The following is a 24,111-nucleotide window of genomic DNA, read 5'->3' as shown; positions in this document are numbered from 1 at the left end:
CAACACCTCAAGTTATAGTGTTTCGATATTTTCTCGCATCTTCAAGAAATTTTTGTATACTCTCAATATCATCATTTTCTAAATAACTAATAAAGTCAGTCAAGACTTCTTTATAATTTTTTAATAAATCTAAAATAATTTCCCTGTTTGTGCAAATTATATCTTTCCATATCTCAGTTTGAGATAATGCAATTCGCGTAGTATCTTTAAAACCACCAGCTGCGTATTTAAAGGCTTCATTACATTTGTTATAAGCAAAATTCGTCAGTATAGCAGAAATGATATGAGGTACATGGCTTATAACTCCCACAATAGTGTCGTGTTTATTATAATCCATTATCATCGGTTTTGCACCTATTTTTATTATTACTTCTTTTATAAACAGATCCAAAACCTCATCATTTGTAGTATCAAAAGGTGTCAACAAATAATTTGAATTGACAAATAAATCTGCATCAGCGTTGTCATAACCTGCTTTTTCTGTGCCAGCCATAGGATGGCCCCCGATGAAAAAAATTTCATCGGGCAAAAATTTTTGCACTTCTTCCATTATAACTTTTTTTGTACTTCCAACGTCAGTTACAATGCAACCTTTTTTTAAATAAGGAAGTATATTTTTAGTCTTTTCAACAATTTTTCCAACAGGCGTGCATATAAAAACTACATCAGCATCTACTTGAAAATCAAGGTGTGTCACGCCATAAGAAATTACTCCCTCTTCAAACGCTTTGTGTAAACTATTTTCATTTATATCAACAGCCATAACTTTTATATCAGTATATTTACTTAACGCTTTTGCCAGTGACCCTCCTATAAGACCCAATCCTACAATAACCGCATTTTTTATCATACAAAATCACGCCCTACTGCTTTAGCGATAACCTTTATGTCTTGACACAAAGTCTCAAAATTTTCAGGAGTAAGGGATTGAGCCCCATCGGATAATGCATTTTTGGGGTCTGGATGTACCTCAATAATGAGTCCATCAGCTCCTGCTGCTATAGCAGCTTTAGCCATAGGAGCTACAAGGTGCCATTTCCCAGTGCCGTGACTGGGGTCAACAACTATAGGCAAATGACTCAATTTTTTTATAGCTGGAACTGCACTTAAATCTAAAGTATTTCGCGTATAAGTTTCAAAAGTCCTTATTCCTCTTTCACAGAGGATAACGTCTTTGTTGCCTTCACTTAAAATATACTCAGCAGCACTTAACCACTCTTCTAATGTTGCAGCAAGTCCCCTCTTCAATAAAACAGGCTTGTTAATTCTACCCACTGCTTTAAGCAATGGGAAATTCTGCATATTTCTCGCACCTATCTGTAGAACATCCGCGTATTGTGCCACTAGTTCAACTGAATGTACATCCATGACCTCTGTCACAATCTTAAGTCCAATGAGTTCTTTTGCTTCCTTAAGCATCTTTAAACCCTCTTCTTCAAGACCTTGGAAAGAATAAGGAGATGTTCTCGGTTTAAATGCCCCTCCTCTTAAAAATTGAGCTCCCGCTTTTTTAACCGCCATAGCACTTTCAAAAAGTTGTTCTCTGCTTTCTACTGCACAAGGTCCTGCCATTATAACTATGTTGTTTCCACCTATTTTTACATCCTCTACTTCCACAATGGTAGGCTCTGGTTTGAAAATTCTGCTGGCGAGTTTGTAAGGCTCCACAATAGGAATGACTTTTTCTACTCCCTCCATCATTTCTATAGCCTTACCTTCTAATTTTTTCTTATCACCTATAACACCTATGACTATTTTTTCTTCACCTTTTGAAATGTGGTAACCTAAACCGAGAGATGTTAAAAGATTTGTAATATCAGAGATTTGCTTATCAGTGGCATCAATATTCATAACAATTACCATTTTCAATTCCTCCATTCTACCGTTCTACTTAAATTTAGGATATGAACCTAATACTTTTAAAAAATCCGTTCTACCTTTTAACTCCTCTAAGGCATCCTTTACTATCTCATCTTCTCTATGCCCCTCAATGTCCACCCAAAAAACATATTCCCCAAGTTTTTTCCTTGAAGGTCGAGATTCTATTTTTGTCATATTAATTTTTTTGTTGGCCAAAACACCTAAAGCGTTATATAAACTGCCTGGAACATTGGGAACAGAAAATACTATTGAGGTCTTGTCTTTACCTGTGACAACCCAATCTTTTTGAGAAAGAATTAAAAATCTCGTATAATTTTCTTTCACATCTTGTATGTTTCTATCAATTATTCTCATGCCGTAAATAACAGCTGCTCTTTCAGGACCTATCGCCACTACTCCGGGTTTAGATTTGACACCTAAGACTGCTTGGGCAGTACTGTCTGTAGCTTTTACTTCCGCATTGGGAAATTTTTTAGATATATATTCCCTGCACTGAGCAATTGCCTGCTGATGAGAAAGTATACAATGTACATCTTTAAATTCAACTGGAGCATCCGAAATCAAGCAATGGGAAATAGGTATTATTACCTCTCCTTTTATCATTATCCCATTTGCGTCGTTTATCAGCATATCTACAGCAACATTTACAGAACCTTCAATAGAGTTTTCAATAGGAATTACTGCCTCTTCGCACAAGCCATTGCTTATGCAATTTATTACCTCCGGAATGGTGTTAAACTCTACAACTTCACAATTTTCAACACCTTGCGTGTATTTTATAACAGCTTCTTCAGAAAATGTTCCTTTAGGACCCAAATAGCCAACTTTCATCCAACACCCCCTTGCAATTTATAATATTGGTGATATTTTAATACTTTGCATAAGTAAAGTCAAGTAAATTTTTCATAAAGTCTAAAAAAGATAAAGAAAAAAGCGGTTACCCGCTTATTTTAAAACCTTTAAAATTTCTTCTTCTCTAACACTTATGACTTCAACTTTTCCAAAACCACAAGGAAGAACAAAATTTATTTTGCTGCTTCTATTTTTTTTGTCAAGTTTTATAGCTTTTATAATGTCTTCTTTATGCAAATCCTCATAATCTGTGGGTAATCCTGTCCTTTGTATTAAAGAAAAAATCCTTTCAAAATATTTTTCATCAATATATCCTAAATTTAGAGCAAGTTTACAAGCGTATACCATCCCTATAGCGACTGCTTCTCCATGAATATACCACTCATAACCGGTCAAAGCTTCAATGGCATGCCCTATGGTATGGCCAAAATTTAATATTGAACGTAGGTTTTCCTCTTTTTCATCAAGGGATACGATTTTCCCTTTTATTTCACAAGATTTTTTGACTATATGTTTTAATTTGTCTTCTTTTAAATCTAAAATTTCATGCAGGTTATTTTCGATGTATTCAAATAAATCAAAATCCCATATAATTCCATATTTGATTATCTCAGCTAATCCTCCAAGTATCTCTCTTTTATCTAACGTGTTTAAAACAGCAGCGTCTATATATACCATTTTAGGCTGATGAAAAGCTCCTACTATGTTTTTGCCTTTTTTTAGATTGACTGCTACTTTGCCACCAACACTACTATCAACCTGAGCCAATAAGGTTGTGGGAATTTGCACAAAGTCTATTCCCCTCATGTAAGTTGCTGCGACAAATCCAGCTATGTCTCCTACAACGCCTCCTCCAAGAGCTATAACTGAACTGTCTCTTAAAAGTCCACTATCATAAGCTTTTTCAAGAAGTCTTTGTGCCATTTCCATTGTTTTACTTGTTTCCCCTGCAGGAATAACTTCATATGACACATCAAAACGACTTTTTTTAAGACTTTCATTGAGTTTTTCAAAATACAAAGGATAAACATTAAAATCAGTTATTATAAATGTTTTACTACTTCTTACATGTTTCTTTACTATTTCTCCTAATTTATCAAAAGAATCATAGGCAAAATAAATAGGATAAGACCTTTCTTTTAAATCAATTGTTATAAAATCCAAAGTTCACACCTCACACTTTTTTATTTTAATATTATACATCATTAAAAAGAAAAAGTTAAGCAAAATGAGTAAAACAATATTTCAGCTTAAACTTCTTCTGGCTCTTTATCAAAATAAAAGAGGTACATGTCTTCAAATTCTGGTTCTACTGATTATTAAAAAACAAAAAAGGACAGTCTCTTTTACTGCCCTCTTGATTCATTATAGCATTTTTTCAAACTCATCAAGCAATTTTTCAAAAACATCCAAAGCATCGTTTACTGGTTTTGGAGTAGTTAAATCCACTCCTGCCTTCTTTAAAAGGTTTAAAGGATAATCAGAGCTCCCGCTCTTTAAAAACTCCTTGTATCTTTCTACAGCTTTTTCCCCCTCATTTAGTATCATCTGAGAAATAGCTATTGCCGCAGAAAATCCAGTAGCATATTTATAGACATAGAAATTTCTATAAAAATGTGGGATTCTCGCCCACTCATAGCTTATTCCTTCATCTACTACTATGTCATCTCCATAGTAGAGCTTATTTAATTCATAATATTTTTTGTTTAACACTTCCGCTGTAAGAGGTTCTCCTCTTTCTGCCATTTCGTGTATGAGTTTTTCAAACTCAGCAAACATAACCTGCCTATAGACTGTTCCTCTGAATTCCTCAAAAAAGTGATTTAAAAGATAAAGTCTTTCTTTTTCGTCTTTTGAATTTTTTAAAAGATAATCCATCAGTAGAGCCTCATTACAAGTAGAAGCTACTTCTGCCACAAAAATCTTATATCCTGCATACACATATGGTTGTGTCGCATTTGAATAATACGTATGCAAAGAATGTCCCATTTCATGGGCAATTGTAAATACATCATTTAATTTGCCCTGATAGTTTAAAAGTACATAAGGATGGGTGCCATAAGTTCCCCATGAATAAGCTCCAGAAGTTTTACCTCGGTTTTCATAAACATCTACCCAACGGGAATTAAACCCTTGTTTGAGTAAATTTATGTACTCATCTCCCAGCGGCTTTAGCCCTTCGAGTACCAGCTCTATTGCCTCTTCATACGTAAATTTCTTATCATATTCCTGTATCAAAGGTACATACAAGTCATACATGTGAAGTTCGTCTAAACCTAAAAGCTTCTTTTTAAGCCTCACATATCTATGTAATACATCAAGTCTACTATGTACTGTCTCTATAAGATTGTTATAAACCTCTAAACTTACATTATCTTCAAATAGTGAGGCTTCCAATGAAGAATTATATTTCCGTGTCTTCACGTAGAAAATATCTTTCTTTACATTTCCTGCCATTGTAGAAGCAAAAGTATTTATAAATTTTTTGTATGTGTCATACATGGCGTTAAATGCGGCTTTTCTGACGTTTCTGTCTTTACTCTGCATGAAGCGTACAAAATTGCCATGAGTTACTTCTACTTCTTTGCCTTCTTCATCTTTAATAATAGGAAATCTCATGTCAGCATTATTCAACATGGTGTATATATTTGAAACAGACTCTGCCAATGTTTTTGCTTCTGCTAATATTTTTTCTTCTTCCGGTGAAAGTACATGAGGTTTAAACCTAATTAAATCTTCAAGATATTGCTTATAAATCTTTAATTCTTCTAATCCTTCTATCATTTCCATTAATTTTTGTGTATCAATGGATAAAATCTCTGGAGCTATAAAAGAAGTAGCACTCATAACTTCAACATTGAGTCTCATGGCCTTGTCAGTCAAAGCTTGATATTTGGGATTAGTATTATCTTCGTCTCTTCTCATACGGGCATAGGCAAAAATTTTGCTGGCTGTCATCCCAATTTGGTCATTAAGTTTTAGTACCTCTAATAAATTTCTTGAAGTGTTAATTTTGCCTTTAAACTTTACAATTTCTTTTAAAAGCTCTTTAGTCTTGTTATAGTCTTCTTCCCACAAATTCTCATTTTCATATATATCCTCAAGTCGCCATTTATACTTATCTTCAATTTCGCTTCTATCTTTTAAAACCTCCACTTTAATCCCCCCGTTCAACTTTTTCAAATATCTCTTTTTTAAGCCTTATCCCTGTAGGAGTCTTTGCAAGTCCCCCTTCTGCAGTTTCCCTTAAAGCGTAAGGTATGGCTTTTCCTACTTTATACAAAGCTTCTACCACTTCGTCAAAGGGTATGACACTGTCCATTCCTGCTATTGCAAAATCAGCGCATATCATAGCATTAAGCGCCCCAAGGGCATTTCTCTTTTCACAAGGGATTTCTACCAACCCTGCAACTGGGTCGCATACAAGCCCTAGCAAATTCATTATAGCAAAAGAAGCTGCCGTCAAACACTGTTCTGGTGTTCCCCCCATAAGTTCTACTAAAGCTGCTGCAGCCATCGCTGAAGCAGAACCTACTTCTGCTTGACATCCCCCCTCAGCTCCAGATAAAGTAGCATTTTTAGCTATTATAATACCTATGCCGGTAGCAGTGAAAAGAGCTCTTGTCATATCATCATCACTTTTGCCAAATTTTCTCGCCACTGTAATAAGAGCTCCCGGAATAACTCCACTGGAACCTGCAGTAGGAGCAGCAACAATTTTACCCATAGAAGCATTTACTTCTGTCACTGCAAGAGCAGAAGCAGCAGCTTTTGCCATTGTTTCACAAGAAAGAGTATTGCCAATGATTATTCTTTCATATAGTTTTTTTGCATCTCCACCTGATAAACCACTTACTGATTTTAAATCTTCATTTAAACCTTTATTAATAGCTTCTTTCATTACTTTGAGGTTATTTCTCATCTTTTGAAAAATTGTATCAAGGCCTTCTCCTGTCTTTTCTTGCTCCGCTAGCACCACAATTTGCGATATTGGTAAGTTAAATTTTTTTGTAAGTTCTAATAGTTCATAACCATGATTAAATTGATACATTTTATACCTCCCACTATTATCTTTTATTTTCTCTTAATATCTTAGTTTTTCTTTAATTTTCTCATCACAACAAGAGCATCTCATGGCTCCATTACATAGGATTTATTATTATGGCATTTAAAATTCCATCAATGTTTTTTATGGTTTCTTTTGCAGCATCAGGTATTTTTTGGTCTGATTCTATGACCATAATAGCTTTGTCACCTTTTGAATGCCTGTACACTCTCATAAAAGCTATATTTATTTTATAATCTGCAAAAATTTTAGTGACATTTGCCACTATCCCTGGTCTATCTATGTGATTTGTAATCAACGTTTCATATTCACCAGTAAACTCTACCTCTATGCCATTTATCTCTTTTAAAAGCACATTTCCTCCACCAATAGAACATCCTAAAATGCTGTTTTTCTGTCCACTTTTACCTGTTATTATCATTTTTACAGTATTGGGATGTGGTGATTCTTCGTCACTTTCAGTAAATTTAAACTTTATCCCTTGCTGTCTTGCTATTTCAAAAGAATGAGACAGTTTCTCATCATCTGGGTCAAAACCTAATATCCCTGCCACAAGAGCCTTATCCGTACCATGTCCCCTATATGTACGGGCAAAAGATTCATACAATACAAATTCCACTTCTGATATATCCTCTTCCACAATTTCACGAGCAATTTTCGCAAGCCTTGCGGCCCCTGCTGTATGAGAACTGCTGGGCCCAATCATCACAGGCCCCATAATATCAAATACACTGTATTCTCTCATACAAAATCTCCTTACGTAAAAGTTTTCTTAGCTATATTGTACCCTTCGCCCTATAAAAATGCAATAGAGCAATAAGCCAGTAAATCTGACTTATTGCTTTTTTATTTTCAATTTTTTTATATTTAAGGGTTTTAGCTTATTATGCTTGATTAGCACTTCTTTAAAAGCTACGTCAATAGTCGTACCTTTTTGATACTCTAAATATACTTCTTCAAAAAATTCTTTGCCGAATTTTTCAAATAAAAGCTCTATATATTCATCTGTATTCTCTTCATCATATGAGATTTTTCCAAAAACAAAATTTTTGCCCTTAGACCATTTTAACTTCATGATTTTTTACTCTTCCTTTATCAAAACAGCTCTTGTAGGGGAGGCTTCGGCACCTCTAATTTTTAAAGGCGCAGCATATAAGAAATATTCTCCTTCTTCTACATCTTTTAACCGTAGTCCCTCAAGAATAACTATACCTGCTCCTAAAAGAATCTTGTGAGTTTCATGCTCCGGCTGATTTCTCTCAATTCCTAATGCATCAATACCTACACCAATTACACCTTTTTCTTTTAAAAACTGGGCACCGCTTTTATCTAAATAGACAAATTCAAAATCGAAATCCTCTCTAAAAGAATTTCTTGTTTTAAATATTATAAAATCTCCTTTTTGAATGTCTTTACTTGCAAGGTCTTCCGATGTTATTTTATCAGATATATTTGTAAAGTCAAATACTTTACATTTAGTTATAACCTTATTGAGGTCTATATTTTCTACTGTATCTCCTCCCCTAATCATGTGTAGAGGAGCATCAATATGCGCTCCTGTATGCATGTCCATGCTAATACAGGACTCTCTCACATCGCCACTATCAACAGTAATAGTATGTTTAGGCCTTTTCTCTTCTTTATTTTTGTAAACAGTCATATTTTCGTGAATTTCCATTGAAATATCGTATATTTTCATTTAATTTACCCCCTTCTTTTATACATTCCACCACATTCTATTGTCCCTTAGTAACAGCTCATTTGCTTCTTTAGGTCCCCAGGTCCCTGGCTGATAATTAGGAAAGTCAGGCGTTTTGTCTTTCCATGCTTCAGCAATAGCATCTACAAACTTCCAAGAATATTCTACCTCATCCCATCGCGTAAATAAAGTAGAATCTCCTCTCATGACATCGTAAAGAAGTCTTTCATAAGCTTCTGGAGAATTATTTGAAATCTGGCAATTTTGACAAAAATCCATATCTACAGGTTGTATGGTGATATCTCCTGCCCCAGGAACTTTTGCATTAAATTGAAGCTTTACACCTTCCTCAGGTTGAATTTTTATAACTAATAAATTTGGCAATAAATTTTTATATTCTTTAAAATACAAGATTCCTGGCAACGGTTTGAACTGTATTACAATTTGTGTAGACTTTTCCGGCATTCTTTTGCCCGTGCGAATGTAGAAAGGTACTCCTGCCCAGCGAAAATTTTCCACATGCACTTTCAAAGCTACAAATGTCTCTGTATTAGAAGTAGGGGAAACTTTGTCTTCTTGTCTATATCCTGCATACTGCCCTCTCACAACATTTTTCTCAACAGCCTCTGGAGTAAATATCTCCAAAGACTTCAGAACTTTTACCTTCTCATCTCTTATAGATTCTGTATCGAGATTTACAGGCGGTTCCATTGCCGTTAAAGTTAGAAGTTGCATCATGTGATTTTGTACCATATCCCGTAACGCCCCGGCTTTTTCATAATACCCACCGCGATTTTCTATTCCAACTATTTCATTTGAAGAAATCTGAACATTATCAATATACCTTCTGTTCCACACAGGTTCAAAAAATACATTAGCAAATCTAATTACCATTATGTTCTGAAGCATCTCTTTTCCCAGATAATGGTCTATCCTGTAGGTATTCCTTTCCGTGAAAACATCAGTTATCATTTTATTTAATTTCCGTGCCGATTCCAAATCTTCTCCAAAAGGTTTTTCTATGACCACCCTTTGCCAGGAAGTCTCATTATTTACCATACCATGCCTATAGAGTTTTTCAACAATTATACCGAAATATTCTGGAGCTACTGCAAGATAGTATACCCTATTGCCCTTTGTATTGTAATTTTCATCAAGTTCTTTTAAAAAAGAACTTAATTCCATATAGCCATTATCATATACAAAGTCAAATCTCTTATAATATATCCTTTCACTTAAATCTTGCCAAACTTTTTCATCAATGTCAAATCTCGAATAATTTTTAACAGACTCTAATACTTCCTTCCTATATTGTTCCTCTGTTTTATCTCTTCTTCCTATGGATACAACAGCAAAATTTTCAGGAAGAATTTTTTGGTATTTCAAATTGTACAAAGCAGGCATAAGTTTTCTGTGAGTTAAATCCCCTGTCCCGCCAAATATAACCATTATATTAGATATATTATTTTTAACCATATAAACCACCTCGTGTTAATTCTTTTCCACCGCATGTCCTCCAAACTCATTTCTCAAAGCAGCTACAACCTTTCCTGCAAATGTATCTTCTTGCTCTGAACGATATCTCATAAATAAAGACTGTGCAATTACAGGCACTGGCACTTTGAGGTTTAAAGCTTCTTCTACCGTCCAGAGTCCTTCTCCAGAAGAGTGCATTACTCCTTTTATCCCAGACAATTTAGGGTCTTTTTCAAAAGCTTTTTCCATAAGCTCCATAAGCCATCCGCGAATCACTGACCCATGACTCCAAACTCTGGCCACTTCTTTTAAATCAAAATCAAACTGACTTTTCTCTAAAACCTCAAACCCTTCTCCTATAGCCTGCATCATTCCGTATTCTATGCCGTTATGAACCATTTTTGCAAAATGTCCTGAACCGTTTTTTCCTGTATGTAAATAACCGTTTTCCGCACTTATATCCCTAATTAGAGGTTCAATATATTTAAAGACCTCATCTTCTGCTCCTATCATGGTGCAAGCCCCATGTCTTGCTCCTTCAATTCCTCCACTTGTGCCCACATCTACAAAATCAATTCCTTTTTCTTTAAGCATCTCATACCTTCTTAAAGTATCTTTATAGTAGGAATTGCCGCCGTCTATTATGATGTCATGTTCTTCAAGCAAGGGAACTAATTTTTCTATCATTTCGTCAACAGGGTCTCCTGCAGGTACCATAAGCCATATTATTCTTCTTCTTTCAAGGTTTTTTACTAAATCTTCAATTGTATAAGCTCCTTTTATTCCTTCCTTTTCAGCCTCTTTTATTTTCTCAGGTGACCTGTTATATACCACTACCTCATGCCCATGGTCTCTCATATTTAAAGCAAGATTAAATCCCATTCGTCCTAATCCAATTAAACCTACCTTCATATAAATCCTCCTTAATAATAATTATTGTTGTATAATATTTTTTAGTTGAGGGTGTTATATAATTATATCATACATTTTAAAATTTTAAATGACGAAAATCACATGCTTTCATTTAAAAAGCAAGGAAAAACCCTGCTTAATACCTTTACACTATTATTTTCCCTTGTTTTTATCTGCAATATAACAAAATTTAAAAAGGGACCCATTTTAGTCCCTTTTACCTTATTCTTAAATACACTTTTAAATAATTTATCATATTTTTAGCATTTTCTTCATATGTGTCTATATAAATATTTTTCCCATCAGTTGTATAGCTAAAATCCGTAAAACCTTGATTCATAAGGTACTCTTTTACAGAGTTTTCCCCTAAATCTCCTTGTGCAATAAGGATTTTTTCTCCCACATATTCCCCATTTACATATATACTAAATGTATCTGTCGGTACTTTTAAATTTGCATTTCCATTGTCTGGTGTAACAATTATACCAGGCGCTATGGAATTTTGCCCGTATGGATAATTCAACATTAAACATCACCTCTACTTTATTTTACTCAAAAGAATTTAACATATTCTTAACAAAAAGCGGATTGTTTTATAATCTACAATCATTTATAATAATTTGTGAATAAACAAAAAGGGGGATGTTACGTGTCAAAAAATAAAAAAATTTTGTATTTTATATGTACTGGCAATTCCTGTAGAAGTCAAATGGCAGAAGGTTTTGGCAAATATTATGGAAAAGATGATTTTGAAGTATATAGTGGTGGTGTAGAAGCTCACGGTTTAAACCCAAAAGCTGTACAAGTTATGAAGGAAATAGGAATTGACATAAGCAATCAAACTTCCGATTTATTGGATGAAAATATCCTTTTTAAAGCAGATTATGTGATAACTTTATGTGGTGATGCAAGAGATAAATGTCCTGCTTTGCCTCCTTCAATAAAAAGCCTCCATTGGGACTTAGAAGACCCTGCAAGAGCAACAGGCACAGAAGAAGAAGTTTTAAATAAATTTCGTGAAATAAGAGATATAATCAAAGAAAATGTAAAAAATTTGATAGAAGACATAAAAAAGCACTCGCACTAATCACGAGTGCTTTTAAATTATAAAATTCCAGCCTCTTCATGTTTTTTCACTATTTCTTCAGCTAACTTATCAAGAGCCTTAAAGTCTTCTTCTTTTGGGAATCCTTTTATGAAAACTGGTGAAATAACCTCTACTTTTAAATTGGTAATCATTTGAGAAAGCTGATCTTGTGCCCTGCTACCCCAATTATAAGAGCCTATAATTGAAACAAACTTTGTCTTCGGCTTTAAAGCATTGGCCAAATAAGTAGCATAAACCACCATTGGATGAGCACCTGTAAGTACTGTTGGAGTACCTATAACTATTGTAGCAGCATCCACTAATGCCATAGCCAATTCACCTATATCTGTAACAGACAAATCAAAAGGCTTTACAATGACGCCCTTTGCCACAAGAACAGTCTGTAGGTATTCCACCATTTTTTTCACACTGCCGTGCATGGTAGAATAAGGTATTACGACTATATTTTTAGGTTTTGCATAAACCCATTCATTATAAGCATCTAAGATAAATTTAGGGTTATTGTACACAGGACCATGACTAGGAGCAATTATATCTATATCCAAATCTTTTATTTTTTCTAAGTCCTTTTCTATAAAGTTTCTAAAAGGCATCATTATTTCTGCATAGTATCTTTTTGCTGCCTCATACACTTTGCACTCATCTGTTGCATAAAGTTCAGAAGTTGCAAGATGGGAACCTAAAAAGTCACACGTAAAAAGGATTTTATCTTCTACAAGGTAAGTAAACATTGTTTCTGGCCAATGTACCCACGGGGCATGTATGAATTTTAACGTCTTTCCTCCTAAATCTAAAGTTTCACCGTCTTCTACAGTAATAAATTTGTCTTCAGGTATTAAAAGTAAATCCATCAAATAAGTTTTTGCTTTAGGGGTACATATCACCTTAGCCTCTTTATATTTCTCAAGGACTAAAGGAATACATCCTGAATGGTCTTGCTCGGCATGATGTGCTATTATATAATCAATTTTTTCTACATCCTTTAACTGTTCCATCAAAATCTCTGAAGTCATCGGATCTACAGTATCTAAAAGGGCTATTTTATCCTTTCCTTCTACCAAATAGGCATTATAACTCGTACCATCTGGCAGGGGTATTAAAGAGTCGAATAATCTTCTTTCCCAATGTACTGCGCCAATTTTACTTACTCCTGGTTTTATAGTCATTGCTTTCATCGATGTCCCCTCCTATTTGTTAATTTCTCAACTATATTATAGCAAATAAACTCTTATAAAAAAACAATTTTCCTTAAAAGGTGTGTGTCAAAAGCTAGTAGGTGAATAATATGCTGACATTTTGCACAGACCCTTAAAAGTTTTTATTATATGCACTATTTTACCAGTATTTTATGACAGCAACTAAAACAATTTGACAAAGAATAATCATCGGTATGCCAAATACAAATAATTTATGTCTTGTCTTATGTCTAAAAAAACACATGCCAATCCATACGCCTATTGAACCACCAAATAGTGCTAAAAAGAAAAAGGTCTTTTCACTTATTCTCCAAAGTTTATGCATCGCTTTATATTTATCAATACCCATTAAAACAAAAGAAAATACATTTAAAGTTAATAAAGCAATCATTGCAATCTTGTTCATTATAACACCTCATAACAATTATACCACTTTATAAAAGGTATAAAAACTCAAAATATAGCTATCATAAAACTATGAAAAATATTGAGAGGTGTTGAAATGGTTACCTTGACTGCATCCCACATAGCATATCTAATAATGATTTTAATTATATTGATTTTACTTTTAATGAGAAAAGATATAATTCTACCCATAATATTAGCAATATTTTTAATTGGATTTCTATCAACTGGAAATATCTTAAAAGCCGTTCAAATACTCTACACTGCAATTTTTGTGTCAGGAAAAAGGCTGTGGCAAATCATAGTAATAATATCTCTTATAATATCTATGTCAAAAGCTTTAGATGACATAGGCGCAGATATAATCATAACAAAACCTTTTATAAAATATTTAAAAACTCCTACTTTTTCTTTTTGGATAATAGGTTTTTTAACGATGTTTTTATCATTTTTTATATGGCCTGCACCTGCAGTCGGTTTAATCGGTACAGTCCTCATCAACCCCGCTTTAAAGTCGGGTATTGACAAAGTAAGCCTTGCCGCTATTGTTTCAATTTTCGGCTTTGGAGCAGCATTATCGGGAGACTTTTTCATACAAGGAGCTCCCTCTATAACAGCCAGGGCAGCAGGTATACCAATTCATACATTGATATTGACAAGCTTACCTATTTGGGCTACAGCCTCAACTGTAAGCATTCTTATACTTTATTTTAGCACATTGCAGCAAAGTAAAATACAACAGCAAAACAATCATTTAGATGTTAATAGCATTGACAAACCTTCTCCTCCTTTTAGTAGTTTTGTGGTTTCAATAATCGCAGTAGTACTTTTTATTTTGGATATAATTCTGATGCTCTTATTTAGAATTCACTCTAACGCGGCCACTGCTTTGATAGGAGGAACATCTATAATAGTTTTAATTGCCTCTACAATAGTACAAAAAAATTTTTTAGACAAAACCCGCGAATATTTAAGAGAAGGTTTTATAACTGGAATGAGAACCTTTTCCCCAATTATAGTCATCAGCGCTTTTTTTCTCCTTGGAGAAACAAGCATGGCAAAGGAAGTTATAAGTCCTCATGCAAAAGGATATCTTGTAGATTTAGGAATGTATTTATCTCAGCACATTCCATTAAATAAGTACACTGTTTCTTTATTAGAATTTTCATTAGGAGTTCTGACTGGTTTATCTGGTTCTGGATTCTCAGGCCTTCCTTTAATAGGTGCTATTGCTAAAACAATTTCTTCAACTTTAAATCTAAACCCGGCAATTTTAGCTTCTATAGGGCAGATAGCCGCAATATGGACAGGAGGTGGTACAATAATACCTTGGAGTACCGTAGCTGTTTCTACAGTAATAGACGTAGAAGCCGAAAAAATCGCTAAAAAAAACATGGTACCTGCAATAGCAGGTCTTATAGCAGCATATTTTGTGACAATATTTTTATTATAATTACAAAGCCGAGGACTAAACCTCGGCTTTTAAGATATTCCCCTCATTATCAAATTCATCATACTGTCTTTCTCCTCATTGCTCAACTTTTCCCACGTCGCCTCAAAAATCACCCCCAATCCTGGTATTGCATTTTCCTCTTTGCTGTCAACAACCTCCTGTATAAACCCTTTGATTTCCTCTTTTGTTCTTCCTTTTAAGTTGTCAAGCACAGCTTTTTTTATGTCCATAACATACCTCCAATTGTAAGATTCACTAATATAATACCCAAAACAAAAAATAATAAACAAAAAAGTTCCTAAAAAGGAACTTAAACCTAAATGGCATGGAATAAATATTTAAGAATTAACAAAATTACTATACCAACTATCCCAAAAACTCCTGTAATAAAAGAGGTAATTATATTGACAGGCAAGTAAACCCCAAATAGAACACCAAAAAAATTAAAAAATAAAAGCATCACAAAACCCACTAAGGCATTTAGTACAAACTTTAACATCAATCTCAGAGACTTACCTAAAAGCCATAAAATAAAAACTAATATTAAAATAGCAACAATAAACGAAAAAGTCCCTTCCATCACCATGCAAATCACCTCGCATATCTTGATTACATTATATCATATTTTGCAAATTAAAAATAAATTTAAATTTACATTTTTTTGATTGATTAGTCTTTATTAATCATATAAAATAATAGAGGTTACAAAATTTAAGACAAAGGGGTATGATAATGGAACTATTAATCAAAGCTTTTATAATGGGAATAGTAGAAGGATTAACTGAATTTTTACCTATTTCTTCCACGGGACATCTTATCATCGTAGGAAAATTTATACATTTTACAGGCAACTTCGCCACCATGTTTGAAATCGTCATTCAGTTGGGTGCTATTTTGGCAGTTGTATTCTACTACAGAAAAAAAATATTTGCTTCTCTTAAAAATTTGAAACCCGGAAGTTGGGGATTTAATTTGTGGTTCAAAATCTTTATAGCCTTTATACCAGCAGCTGTCATAGGACTACTTACTCACAAATACATTGAAGAGCATTTATTTTCGCCCTTCACTGTAGCAATTGCCCTCATCGCAGGTGCAATAATGATGATAGTCATAGAAGATACTTTCGGAAAAAGATATAAAATTGACAACATGGACAAAGTAGATACAAAAAAATCTTTGTTAATAGGTATAGCACAAGTTATGTCCCTGTTTCCAGGAATGTCACGGTCGGCGTCTACTATAATGGGAGGTATGCTCGCAGGATTGTCAGTTAAAGCTGCAGCGGAATTTTCCTTCTTTTTAGCAATACCTACAATGTTTGCTGCAACGACTCTTTCTCTTTTGAAGGGCTTTAGCGCCATGTCTTTATTGGAATGGCAAGCCCTGGCAGTAGGCTTTATCACGTCATTCTTAACAGCTTTATTTGTCGTCGATAAATTCTTACCTTATCTTACCAGGCATTCTTTAAAACCTTTTGCTTATTATAGACTAGCTGTAGGTGTATTGATGATATTACTTGTGGCAGAAAAAATAGTAAAATAAATCGAGAGATAGGCCCGTATTGAGGGTCTATCTCTCTTTAAGTCAGTTCCTCATAAGCTTTTGAATACACTTCATAGTCTTTATCACTAAAAAGTATAAATCTCACTTCTTTTATATCGCTACCTTCAAGATAATCAGATACTACTCTTAAAGCTATTTTTGCCGCTCTTTCTATAGGAAAACCATAAGCTCCTGTGCTTATAGAAGGAAAAGCTATAGTTTTTACATTATATTCATCCGCCAATTTGAGGCTTTCTATGTAAGCACTTGCTAATAAATTATCTTCATTATGATTGCCACCTCTCCAAATAGGTCCTACAGCGTGAATCACATATTTAGCCTTTAAATTACCTGCTCCAGTTATAACCGCATGACCTGTAGGACAACCCCCTTGTTTTTCTCTTATAACTCTGCACTCCTCAGCGATAGAAGGGCCACCCGCTCTATGAATAGCTCCGTCTACTCCACCACCTCCAGATAAAGAAGAATTTGCAGCATTTACAATAGCATCTACTTCTTGATCCACAATATTCCCCTTTATTAATTTTATCTTTTCTTTCATTTCATCACCCTATAATTTTTATTTTTATTTTCAATTAAGATTATACCACAAAAAAGCTATATTTTCACAACATTGTGTTTTCATATTTTTCACCAATTATCCATAGAAAAGCAAAAGATATAAATAAACATATAGACGCTGCTAAAAATAACTTGTTAAATCCTATAAAATCCATAATAGCTCCAAAAGAGGAAGGAGTAACTATTGCTGCCAGGGATGAAAAGAAATAATAAAGCCCTGTATATGTTCCTATTTTTTCAGCTGAAGTATAGCTCACTACAAGAGGATAAGAATTTATTGTAAATAAAGCATTAAACATTCCAGCAAAAGGCATCAAAATTTGGATTGTCCTAAAATCACGTACTATCATAAATATTAAAAATAAAATTCCTTGTCCAAAAGCTCCAATCATCATAGTTTTTCTTTTTCCTATTTTTGTAGCTATAAATCCAGCAGGTAAAGCAAAAACTAAAAATGCCAAAGCGTAAAAACCCATTGCAAAAGAAGAAACACTTTCGTCTATCCTTAAAGCTATTTTGCAATACCTTGTGAAAAAAGTTTCAACTGCAGAAAAACCTGCAATTGTCATAAAAATTGACAGGAGAGTATAAAAGGGTGCTTTATTTTGATCTTTTACCACAGTAGCAAGTGCCTTTAAAATACTCTGTTTTTCTTTTTTTTCCTCATTAACAACTATTTTAGGTTCTTTAATTGTTAAAAATAAAACTATAGGTATAATTAATGATAAAATCCCTGACAAAAAGAAGGGATATGCTTTGTTTATTTTATAAAGCTGAGATCCAATAAAAAATATTATTAATGAACCTAATCCTCCCATAAAATTTATGACTCCATTAGCTTTGCTTCTGTGCTCTTCTTCTACAATATCTGGCATTAAAGCTACCATAGGAGTCCTATACGTAGCTACAACAATATTAAACAACAAATCTATAACGAGAAGCGATAAAAGTTTTGTCTGAAGTGGAAGCAAAGCATATAAAACGCCAGCAAGAGGCATGCTTACAAGTATATATGGCATTCGCCTGCCTATTCTTGTTCGCGTATTATCGCTTAAAGCTCCAAAAAATGGAAGTATAAAAAGGTTAGCAATGTTGTCCCAACTCATTACAAACCCAATTAAAGTATTGCTTTTTGTAAAATTACCAAGAAAAATGGGCATATAGGCATTATATGCTGCCCAAATCATGGAAATTACCATAAAACCAAGGCCTAAATTAAATATCTTCAAATAATTCAATCGCGAGGACATATTATTCTCCCTTCTCTAAAAGATTTATCAAAGTTTGTGGGTCGTCAGTGATAATCGCATCAACACCTGCTTTTATCATCATTTCCATGTCTTCTTTCCTATCAACAGTCCAAGGAAATAATTTTATATTATTCTTTTTACATCCCTCTACTAATTCAGGTATTATATTAAAATAAAAAGGATGCAGAGAATACGCTTTCATTCGTATTGCCATGTGCCATGGTTCTACAAGCCCACATTGATAAAGAAGCCCAATTTTAAGCTCCGGTGCCATTCTCTTTACATCCCTTAAGCTATAATGGTTAAAAGAAGAAATAACTACTCTATCCTCAAAGTCATAATCTTCTATCGCTTTGATAAGCTTTTCTTCAATTCCTGGATAAAGTACAATTCCACTTTTTATCTCTATATTTACAATAAAATTTTTATGTCCAATGAGTTCAAAAACTTCATAAAGACTTGGTATTCTCTCACCTGCAAACTTCTTGTCAAATTTTATGCCAGCATCTAACCTCTTAAGCTCTTTTAAAGTAAAATCTTTAACAAAGCCAATTCCGTCTGTAGTCCTGTCTACCCTTTCATCGTGAATAACTACTAGTTGTCCATCTTTAGTAAGCTGCACGTCCAATTCAATACCGTCAGCTCCCATTTCTAAAGCACTTTTAAAAGATGCTAATGTGTTTTCTGGAGCATTTCTTGAATCTCCTCTATGGGCGATTACTAAAGGTTTCATAAATATGCCTCCTCATTTTTCAATTACTATACAAATTTTATCACATTTACCTTTAAAAACAAATTCACAAAATTAATTTTGCATAATAAGTTTGTTCTTTTCCATGAAGGAAAATTATTATTAAATTTTCTTTTTTAAAATCTGCTGTCACATCGTGTTTAAAAAATTCATAAACTATTTTTTTTGACAATTCAAGGCTGGAAAGTCCAACAGCTTGTGGAAGATTTTCTTTTAACCAATTTTCATCTTTAATATACTTTTTAAAAATCTCTTGACCTTTCTCATATTTTTCTTTTACACAATCAGGTAAATCTTTGGCAGCATTAAAATACAAAAAATCAAATTTTATAACGTCTTTTATTAAATCCTCATCAACATCGAGTGTTTCAATAGAAAATTTATATAAAATATCGTATAAGGCTTTTAATGAATGATTTTTATATAATAGCTCGTTTTCCTTCCAGTACTTATAAAATTCAAGATAAAAGTCAAATGGCCTTTCAAATTTATTCTCCAAATATTCAAGAGTTTTTTTAAATTTTCCGGAATTATAGTATTTGTTCAAAAGGAATGCTATACCTTTTAAAATGACTAACTCTTGATAACTAACATCCTTTGTATACAAGATCTCATAGGGGGGCTTATTATCATAAACTATTTTAAACTCCTCCACTTTTCTCATTAAAGGAGTACCTTTTAATACTTTTAAAAATCCCAACTGTATTTCATCAGGTTTTAAATTATACACATCATCAAAAGCTTTACTAAAAGTTTCAAAACTATCTTCAGGAAGTCCCGCTATCAAATCTACATGCAGTTTTATTCCCGCTTCTCTAAGCAGTTTTATTCCTCTCAAGGCTTTTTCAACTGCAGTAATACGAGATATTTTTTTTAAGCTATTCTTATTTGTAGTCTGAACTCCTACTTCAAACTGTATTCTTTTTTCCAACCCTTTTAATTCTTCTATAAACTCTTTATCCACAAGCTCAGGGTTAACTTCGCAGTGAAATACAGTATCTCCACCTATTTTTTTCATAATATTTAAAATCTCTCTTGCTCTCTTTCTATTTGAATTAAAAGACCTATCAATAAGTTTTAATATTTTCACATTTTTATCTACAAACCACTTCAAATCCCCTTCGACTTTTTCAAGGCTTTCATATCTCAATTTATTGTCAATAGAAGAAAGACAATAAGCACATTTAAAAGGACAACCTCTTGAGGTCTCATAATACACAAGCTTATTGCTCAAATCTTCCTCTTCCTCATAAGATATGGGAACTTCATTTAAGTTGACATAATCTTTTTGTGGTTGAATTACTATTTGCCCATCAACCTTATAGCTAATTCCTGCAACTTCTTTTATATCCCTTTTTCCTTCTAACGCTTCCAATAATTCTTTAAAAGCAATTTCCCCTTCCCCTAAAACTATGTAATCTATAAAGCCTTTTGACAAAAGATTATCTACATCATAAGAAGCCTCAGGTCCCCCCAAAACCAATATTACTTTCGGAAGTATTTTTTTTATATTTTCAGCCAAATTTAATGCTATTTCTATATTCCATATGTAACAAGATATACCTACTACGTCTGGTTCCTTTTCTACAACACTTTCTAGCATAAAATCTGTACTGTCATTTATAGTAGTCTCAAAAATTTCTATATCATAAGGATGACAAAACTTTCTTATATTTCTTATAGCAAGATTGGTGTGATAATATTTTGCATTGATTCCTACAAGAAGTGTTTTCATATATATCCCTCGCATTTTACTACATTTTACAAATATATAATATAAGTATTTATACAAAAAAGCAAATAATTTTATTTGCAAAACTATTTTTTCCTCTAATGAGATATAATATTGTTAGGTAAAACTTTGTGAAAGGATTGAAGACTATGTCTTTTATAAAATTCAATAAATTGTGGCTGACACTTATATTAATTACCACAATATTTTCTGCTTTATACCTTTATTATACATTATTTCCAGGAAATATACCTCGTGAAGTCTACAAATATTTTTCTCCTTTAGAAATATCAAAAGCGCAAAAGTATCACAGAATAAATCGATTGATTTACATAACTTCTTTTTTGACAAAAGCAGCTTTTTTGATATGGTTTGTATTTGGGAATAATGCTATCAAGCTTTCATATTATACTGAAAAATTAGCTTCAGGTAAATACTATGTGAATGTCTTTTTATATTTCATTGCCTTATGGGTAATTTTAAGGTTAATATCTCTACCCTTTAGCCTTTTAAGCCATTCTGTTCAAGTTGAATGGGGTTTTTCTGTACAGACAATGGCTTCTTGGTGGAGTGATTATTTTAAAAGTGCGGCTTTAGACTTTGTTTTTTCGTCAATGGGAGTATTGCTCTTATTTGTGGCTCTAAATAAATGGCCTAATAACTGGTGGGTAAGTGCTGCAGTCTTTTTGACGATAATTATGTTTGTGCAAATTTACGTCTATCCTACTTTTATAGCACCTTTATTTAATAAATTCACCCCAATCAAAGACCAAAAAATAATAAACATGGTAAAGGAAATATCAAAAAATGCGGGAATAAAAATAGATAAGATTCAAGAAATGGATGCAAGTAAAAGGACTACTCTTGCCAATGCCTACTTTTATGGATTTGGAAAGACAAGTAGGATTGTATTGTATGATACATTATTAAAAAATTATCCAGAGGATGAAATAAAGGCAGTTATAGCTCATGAAGCAGGTCATTGGAAAGAAAATCACGTATTAAAAAGTATGTTAATAGGCATAGTAGGACTTGTAATAGGCCTTTATTTTCTTAATATTTTAATTCACTCAAGCCTATTTCTCCCTTATGGTAAAAGAATGACTCCTGCTGTTTTAGCGATGATATATTTGTTTATACTACTTATAAATTTTGACACAAGTCCAATACAAAATTACATATCAAGGCAGATGGAAAAACAAGCAGATTTACTATCTGTAGAGTACCTTCGCGACAAAAAACTTGTAATAAAACTTCAGATTGACCTTGCTAAAAAAAGTTTATTGGATGTAGCTCCGCCGCCTTTTATAGAATGGTTTTCTTATTCTCATCCTTCTACAATGCATAGGATTAAATTAGTAGAAAAGGCAAATGTAAAATAAGGCACTTAAGTGTGCCTTATCTCAGTTTGTTGACAAAGTTCTATTTTTGTTGGCATTTTGCATCGTTTGCTCCGGTGATATCGCAGACTAAACTAGCGCTCGTCCTCGGGCTCAAGCGGGGTTCCGGGCACATTCGTCATCCTTGACTTAGTGCCCGCCTCCGCCATCCTTGGCTTCGGCCCCGCTTTCGCCTCTCAGCCTCGCTAAGTTTAGTTACTGCTCTATCAAGTCGCTACACTTATGCAAAATGCCAACATATCATAAAGAGTTTGTCTACAGTCTGAAATAAGGCACTTGTTTGTGCCTTATTTTTATGAAGCTTTTTCTTTTTCAACAAGCTCAATTGCTCCATGAGGACAATATCTCGTACAAACACCACACCCTGTGCACTTTTCTTCATCGATGCTTATGTTTATCCTAAATGACCCTCCAAACGTAACTTTAAAAGCCTTAAATCTGCAGCTCATTGCTGCTGGACAAAAAGGTGACCTGTCGCATATATTTTCATCGATTCTTGCTACTCTCATAATTCTACCTCCATTAAAAATACTCCCCCTCTGTTTAGGGGTATCATGTATACATTATACACGAAATTTTGTATTTGTCAACATAAAAAAAGGCCATCCTAAAGACAGCCCCTTTAATTTATGCTCTTATAAAATTTATCAACACCTCAGAGAACTTTTTTGCATCATCAAAATAGCAGGTATGTCCCAAATTTTCAAACACAAACAATGTACTGTTTTTAATATTATTTTTCAATATTTCCGCAAATTCATAGGGTGCAATTTCATCTTTCTTCCCCCATACAATCAATGTTTTTACATATATTTCATTTAATTTTTCTTTGTATTTATCTACATTTATGCTATCTACAATTGTCAAGCTTTTAAGCATATCGCCATATTTGAGAGCAAATTTTATAGATATCTCCCCACTAAAAGAGGGAGCTACAAGGTGAAAAGAAGATATATTTAATTTTTTTACAAATTCTAATAAAACCTCTTCCTTTTCTAACTCGCACTCTTCGGAAGAACCATATCCGGGAAACTCAAAGCATATCACCTTAAATCCTTGATTAGATAAATTTTCAGCTATCCCTGAATTTATCCAATCATAAGCATTGTATCTTTTGCCATGCAATAATATCACTGTATCTTTGCTACTCTCTTTATCTATTTCTAAATAATGAATTTTACTGCCTTTTATATTTACATACTCACCTTTTATAACCATTTAAATCACCTCCATTTTTACTTAAGTAGTTTTTGCCTCATACTCAGTATTTATGCAAGTTTTATGCCAAAATAAAAACCCCCATAATCCTAGGGGACATAAAAGTAACAGTCTCAAAATGAGACATATATTGCGTCTCATTTTGAGACTTAAACTATTTTGTCTCAACTAGAGATGAAAGTTCTTTCAAATTTACTTTGTATTTCTTTATTTTTCTGTAAATAGTCGCTCTGCTTAAATTTAGCATCTTAGCCGCTTTGACAACGTCGCCCTTTGCAAGCCTTAATGCTTCTTTTATATTCTTCTCCTCAATAACATCAAAAGGAAGTACTGCAGTCACATTTATGTCTTCCTCACAATTTTTTCTCTCTATATTCTCGGGAAAATAATCTTCAGTGATTATTTCGCCTTCTGCCAGGTAATAGGCTCTGTCAATGGCATTCTGCAATTCTCTATATTGCAATTTATAATTAAAAAAATTTTTACCTACAAAATCTTGACACGGACAAATATCTGCCCCAACTCTTGACAAAGAACCCTTTTTTAACTATATTAAAAATTAAAAGTCTTAGAGAAATGTATACTTTT

At 33.4% G+C, this 24,111-nt stretch carries 27 protein-coding genes; 4 read left to right on the top strand and 23 right to left on the bottom strand.

Annotated elements, in window-relative coordinates:
• Positions 1-7: 7 nt before the first annotated feature.
• The 12 genes from TETH514_RS07200 to TETH514_RS07145 all read right to left on the bottom strand — a co-directional run bounded on the left by TETH514_RS07200 (position 8) and on the right by TETH514_RS07145 (position 11,412).
• Positions 8-850, bottom strand: a complete 843-nt coding sequence (locus TETH514_RS07200) for a prephenate dehydrogenase/arogenate dehydrogenase family protein (protein WP_003868617.1) — start codon at positions 848-850, stop codon at positions 8-10.
• Complete coding sequence (aroF, locus tag TETH514_RS07195) at positions 847-1,863, bottom strand: 3-deoxy-7-phosphoheptulonate synthase (RefSeq protein ID WP_003868618.1); 1,017 nt, start codon at positions 1,861-1,863, stop codon at positions 847-849. The genes TETH514_RS07200 and aroF overlap by 4 nt, the downstream gene beginning before the upstream one ends.
• A gap of 24 nt (positions 1,864-1,887) precedes the next feature.
• On the bottom strand, positions 1,888-2,712 hold the full coding sequence (pheA, locus tag TETH514_RS07190) for a prephenate dehydratase (protein ID WP_003868619.1): 825 nt from the start codon (positions 2,710-2,712) through the stop codon (positions 1,888-1,890).
• A gap of 114 nt (positions 2,713-2,826) precedes the next feature.
• Positions 2,827-3,897, bottom strand: coding sequence for a 3-dehydroquinate synthase (gene aroB / locus TETH514_RS07185; protein WP_009052283.1), 1,071 nt, complete (start codon positions 3,895-3,897; stop codon positions 2,827-2,829).
• 201 nt (positions 3,898-4,098) lie between these two features.
• Positions 4,099-5,889 carry an oligoendopeptidase F gene (gene pepF / locus TETH514_RS07180; protein WP_012268703.1) on the bottom strand — a complete coding sequence of 597 codons (1,791 nt, stop codon included), beginning with the start codon at positions 5,887-5,889 and terminating at the stop codon, positions 4,099-4,101.
• 1 nt (position 5,890) lies between these two features.
• On the bottom strand, positions 5,891-6,784 hold the full coding sequence (sdaAA, locus tag TETH514_RS07175; protein ID WP_009052281.1) for an L-serine ammonia-lyase, iron-sulfur-dependent, subunit alpha: 894 nt from the start codon (positions 6,782-6,784) through the stop codon (positions 5,891-5,893).
• A 91-nt stretch (positions 6,785-6,875) separates the two neighbouring features.
• The gene (gene sdaAB, locus TETH514_RS07170) at positions 6,876-7,544 is read right to left on the bottom strand and encodes an L-serine ammonia-lyase, iron-sulfur-dependent subunit beta (protein WP_003868624.1); all 669 of its coding nucleotides are present in this window, start codon (positions 7,542-7,544) and stop codon (positions 6,876-6,878) included.
• A gap of 90 nt (positions 7,545-7,634) precedes the next feature.
• Positions 7,635-7,874, bottom strand: coding sequence for a hypothetical protein (locus tag TETH514_RS07165; RefSeq protein WP_003868625.1), 240 nt, complete (start codon positions 7,872-7,874; stop codon positions 7,635-7,637).
• A 6-nt stretch (positions 7,875-7,880) separates the two neighbouring features.
• Complete coding sequence (locus TETH514_RS07160; RefSeq protein WP_003868626.1) at positions 7,881-8,498, bottom strand: cyclase family protein; 618 nt, start codon at positions 8,496-8,498, stop codon at positions 7,881-7,883.
• Positions 8,499-8,516: 18 nt separating this feature from the next.
• A complete protein-coding gene (gene zwf, locus TETH514_RS07155) occupies positions 8,517-9,974 on the bottom strand; it encodes a glucose-6-phosphate dehydrogenase (RefSeq protein WP_003868627.1) in 1,458 nt (485 codons plus the stop codon).
• 15 nt (positions 9,975-9,989) lie between these two features.
• Positions 9,990-10,886: a phosphogluconate dehydrogenase (NAD(+)-dependent, decarboxylating) gene (gene gnd / locus TETH514_RS07150; protein ID WP_009052280.1), complete on the bottom strand. Its 897-nt coding sequence runs from the start codon at positions 10,884-10,886 to the stop codon at positions 9,990-9,992.
• 217 nt (positions 10,887-11,103) lie between these two features.
• Positions 11,104-11,412, bottom strand: a complete 309-nt coding sequence (locus TETH514_RS07145; RefSeq protein WP_003868629.1) for a hypothetical protein — start codon at positions 11,410-11,412, stop codon at positions 11,104-11,106.
• A 123-nt stretch (positions 11,413-11,535) separates the two neighbouring features.
• Here TETH514_RS07145 and arsC point away from each other — a divergent pair, with 123 nt between their 5' ends.
• Positions 11,536-11,973, top strand: a complete 438-nt coding sequence (gene arsC, locus TETH514_RS07140) for an arsenate reductase (thioredoxin) (RefSeq protein ID WP_003868630.1) — start codon at positions 11,536-11,538, stop codon at positions 11,971-11,973.
• A 17-nt stretch (positions 11,974-11,990) separates the two neighbouring features.
• Here arsC and TETH514_RS07135 read toward each other — a convergent pair whose 3' ends face one another.
• Positions 11,991-13,169 carry an FprA family A-type flavoprotein gene (locus TETH514_RS07135; RefSeq protein WP_009052279.1) on the bottom strand — a complete coding sequence of 393 codons (1,179 nt, stop codon included), beginning with the start codon at positions 13,167-13,169 and terminating at the stop codon, positions 11,991-11,993.
• Between the two features lie 160 nt (positions 13,170-13,329).
• Positions 13,330-13,596 (bottom strand): DUF1294 domain-containing protein, encoded by a 267-nt coding sequence (locus TETH514_RS07130; protein ID WP_003868633.1) that lies wholly within the window; start codon positions 13,594-13,596, stop codon positions 13,330-13,332.
• Between the two features lie 96 nt (positions 13,597-13,692).
• Between TETH514_RS07130 and TETH514_RS07125 the strand changes: the two genes are divergently transcribed.
• Entirely contained in the window at positions 13,693-15,048 is a 1,356-nt protein-coding gene (locus TETH514_RS07125) for a hypothetical protein (RefSeq protein WP_003868634.1), read from the top strand.
• A 29-nt stretch (positions 15,049-15,077) separates the two neighbouring features.
• Here the strand turns inward: TETH514_RS07125 and sspI are convergent, their stop codons facing one another.
• Entirely contained in the window at positions 15,078-15,278 is a 201-nt protein-coding gene (sspI, locus tag TETH514_RS07120) for a small acid-soluble spore protein SspI (RefSeq protein ID WP_003868635.1), read from the bottom strand.
• Positions 15,279-15,364: 86 nt separating this feature from the next.
• Positions 15,365-15,634, bottom strand: coding sequence for a pro-sigmaK processing inhibitor BofA family protein (locus TETH514_RS07115; protein ID WP_009052278.1), 270 nt, complete (start codon positions 15,632-15,634; stop codon positions 15,365-15,367).
• Between the two features lie 146 nt (positions 15,635-15,780).
• On the opposite strand from TETH514_RS07115, the gene TETH514_RS07110 reads away from it, so the two are divergent.
• A complete protein-coding gene (locus TETH514_RS07110) occupies positions 15,781-16,590 on the top strand; it encodes an undecaprenyl-diphosphate phosphatase (RefSeq protein ID WP_009052277.1) in 810 nt (269 codons plus the stop codon).
• A gap of 37 nt (positions 16,591-16,627) precedes the next feature.
• Here the strand turns inward: TETH514_RS07110 and TETH514_RS07105 are convergent, their stop codons facing one another.
• The 4 genes from TETH514_RS07105 to TETH514_RS07090 all read right to left on the bottom strand — a co-directional run bounded on the left by TETH514_RS07105 (position 16,628) and on the right by TETH514_RS07090 (position 20,908).
• Positions 16,628-17,152: an O-acetyl-ADP-ribose deacetylase gene (locus tag TETH514_RS07105; RefSeq protein ID WP_009052276.1), complete on the bottom strand. Its 525-nt coding sequence runs from the start codon at positions 17,150-17,152 to the stop codon at positions 16,628-16,630.
• 64 nt (positions 17,153-17,216) lie between these two features.
• Complete coding sequence (locus tag TETH514_RS07100) at positions 17,217-18,422, bottom strand: MFS transporter (RefSeq protein ID WP_009052275.1); 1,206 nt, start codon at positions 18,420-18,422, stop codon at positions 17,217-17,219.
• 1 nt (position 18,423) lies between these two features.
• Positions 18,424-19,155: a glycerophosphodiester phosphodiesterase gene (locus tag TETH514_RS07095; RefSeq protein ID WP_003868821.1), complete on the bottom strand. Its 732-nt coding sequence runs from the start codon at positions 19,153-19,155 to the stop codon at positions 18,424-18,426.
• 64 nt (positions 19,156-19,219) lie between these two features.
• A complete protein-coding gene (locus TETH514_RS07090; protein WP_003868822.1) occupies positions 19,220-20,908 on the bottom strand; it encodes a B12-binding domain-containing radical SAM protein in 1,689 nt (562 codons plus the stop codon).
• Between the two features lie 146 nt (positions 20,909-21,054).
• On the opposite strand from TETH514_RS07090, the gene TETH514_RS07085 reads away from it, so the two are divergent.
• Positions 21,055-22,287: a M48 family metallopeptidase gene (locus TETH514_RS07085; protein WP_009052274.1), complete on the top strand. Its 1,233-nt coding sequence runs from the start codon at positions 21,055-21,057 to the stop codon at positions 22,285-22,287.
• A 311-nt stretch (positions 22,288-22,598) separates the two neighbouring features.
• On the opposite strand, the gene TETH514_RS07080 is transcribed toward TETH514_RS07085, so the two are convergent.
• From TETH514_RS07080 to TETH514_RS07070, 3 genes are all read right to left on the bottom strand, one after another.
• A complete protein-coding gene (locus tag TETH514_RS07080) occupies positions 22,599-22,814 on the bottom strand; it encodes an ATP-binding protein (RefSeq protein ID WP_003868791.1) in 216 nt (71 codons plus the stop codon).
• Positions 22,815-22,932: 118 nt separating this feature from the next.
• A complete protein-coding gene (locus TETH514_RS07075; protein WP_009052273.1) occupies positions 22,933-23,523 on the bottom strand; it encodes an alpha/beta fold hydrolase in 591 nt (196 codons plus the stop codon).
• Between the two features lie 154 nt (positions 23,524-23,677).
• A complete protein-coding gene (locus TETH514_RS07070; protein ID WP_012268702.1) occupies positions 23,678-24,055 on the bottom strand; it encodes a helix-turn-helix domain-containing protein in 378 nt (125 codons plus the stop codon).
• Positions 24,056-24,111 lie beyond the last annotated feature (56 nt).

The organism is Thermoanaerobacter sp. X514, from assembly GCF_000019065.1.
Classification (GTDB): domain Bacteria; phylum Bacillota; class Thermoanaerobacteria; order Thermoanaerobacterales; family Thermoanaerobacteraceae; genus Thermoanaerobacter; species Thermoanaerobacter pseudethanolicus.
Note: the sequence above shows the minus strand (reverse complement) of the source record. Positions and strands in the feature narration are given on the sequence as shown.

Excerpts from the sequence above, each read along its gene's own strand:
- TETH514_RS07200 (WP_003868617.1), bottom strand. The coding sequence starts at position 850 with ATGATAAAAAATGCGGTTATTGTAGGATTGGGTCTTATAGGAGGGTCA.
- aroF (WP_003868618.1), bottom strand. The coding sequence starts at position 1,863 with ATGGTAATTGTTATGAATATTGATGCCACTGATAAGCAAATCTCTGAT.
- pheA (WP_003868619.1), bottom strand. The coding sequence starts at position 2,712 with ATGAAAGTTGGCTATTTGGGTCCTAAAGGAACATTTTCTGAAGAAGCT.
- sdaAA (WP_009052281.1), bottom strand. The coding sequence starts at position 6,784 with ATGTATCAATTTAATCATGGTTATGAACTATTAGAACTTACAAAAAAA.
- sdaAB (WP_003868624.1), bottom strand. The coding sequence starts at position 7,544 with ATGAGAGAATACAGTGTATTTGATATTATGGGGCCTGTGATGATTGGG.
- TETH514_RS07165 (WP_003868625.1), bottom strand. The coding sequence starts at position 7,874 with ATGAAGTTAAAATGGTCTAAGGGCAAAAATTTTGTTTTTGGAAAAATC.
- TETH514_RS07160 (WP_003868626.1), bottom strand. The coding sequence starts at position 8,498 with ATGAAAATATACGATATTTCAATGGAAATTCACGAAAATATGACTGTT.
- zwf (WP_003868627.1), bottom strand. The coding sequence starts at position 9,974 with ATGGTTAAAAATAATATATCTAATATAATGGTTATATTTGGCGGGACA.
- gnd (WP_009052280.1), bottom strand. The coding sequence starts at position 10,886 with ATGAAGGTAGGTTTAATTGGATTAGGACGAATGGGATTTAATCTTGCT.
- TETH514_RS07145 (WP_003868629.1), bottom strand. The coding sequence starts at position 11,412 with ATGTTGAATTATCCATACGGGCAAAATTCCATAGCGCCTGGTATAATT.
- TETH514_RS07135 (WP_009052279.1), bottom strand. The coding sequence starts at position 13,169 with ATGAAAGCAATGACTATAAAACCAGGAGTAAGTAAAATTGGCGCAGTA.
- TETH514_RS07130 (WP_003868633.1), bottom strand. The coding sequence starts at position 13,596 with ATGAACAAGATTGCAATGATTGCTTTATTAACTTTAAATGTATTTTCT.
- TETH514_RS07125 (WP_003868634.1), top strand. The coding sequence starts at position 13,693 with ATGGTTACCTTGACTGCATCCCACATAGCATATCTAATAATGATTTTA.
- sspI (WP_003868635.1), bottom strand. The coding sequence starts at position 15,278 with ATGGACATAAAAAAAGCTGTGCTTGACAACTTAAAAGGAAGAACAAAA.
- TETH514_RS07115 (WP_009052278.1), bottom strand. The coding sequence starts at position 15,634 with ATGGTGATGGAAGGGACTTTTTCGTTTATTGTTGCTATTTTAATATTA.
- TETH514_RS07110 (WP_009052277.1), top strand. The coding sequence starts at position 15,781 with ATGGAACTATTAATCAAAGCTTTTATAATGGGAATAGTAGAAGGATTA.
- TETH514_RS07105 (WP_009052276.1), bottom strand. The coding sequence starts at position 17,152 with ATGAAAGAAAAGATAAAATTAATAAAGGGGAATATTGTGGATCAAGAA.
- TETH514_RS07100 (WP_009052275.1), bottom strand. The coding sequence starts at position 18,422 with ATGTCCTCGCGATTGAATTATTTGAAGATATTTAATTTAGGCCTTGGT.
- TETH514_RS07095 (WP_003868821.1), bottom strand. The coding sequence starts at position 19,155 with ATGAAACCTTTAGTAATCGCCCATAGAGGAGATTCAAGAAATGCTCCA.
- TETH514_RS07090 (WP_003868822.1), bottom strand. The coding sequence starts at position 20,908 with ATGAAAACACTTCTTGTAGGAATCAATGCAAAATATTATCACACCAAT.
- TETH514_RS07085 (WP_009052274.1), top strand. The coding sequence starts at position 21,055 with ATGTCTTTTATAAAATTCAATAAATTGTGGCTGACACTTATATTAATT.
- TETH514_RS07080 (WP_003868791.1), bottom strand. The coding sequence starts at position 22,814 with ATGAGAGTAGCAAGAATCGATGAAAATATATGCGACAGGTCACCTTTT.
- TETH514_RS07075 (WP_009052273.1), bottom strand. The coding sequence starts at position 23,523 with ATGGTTATAAAAGGTGAGTATGTAAATATAAAAGGCAGTAAAATTCAT.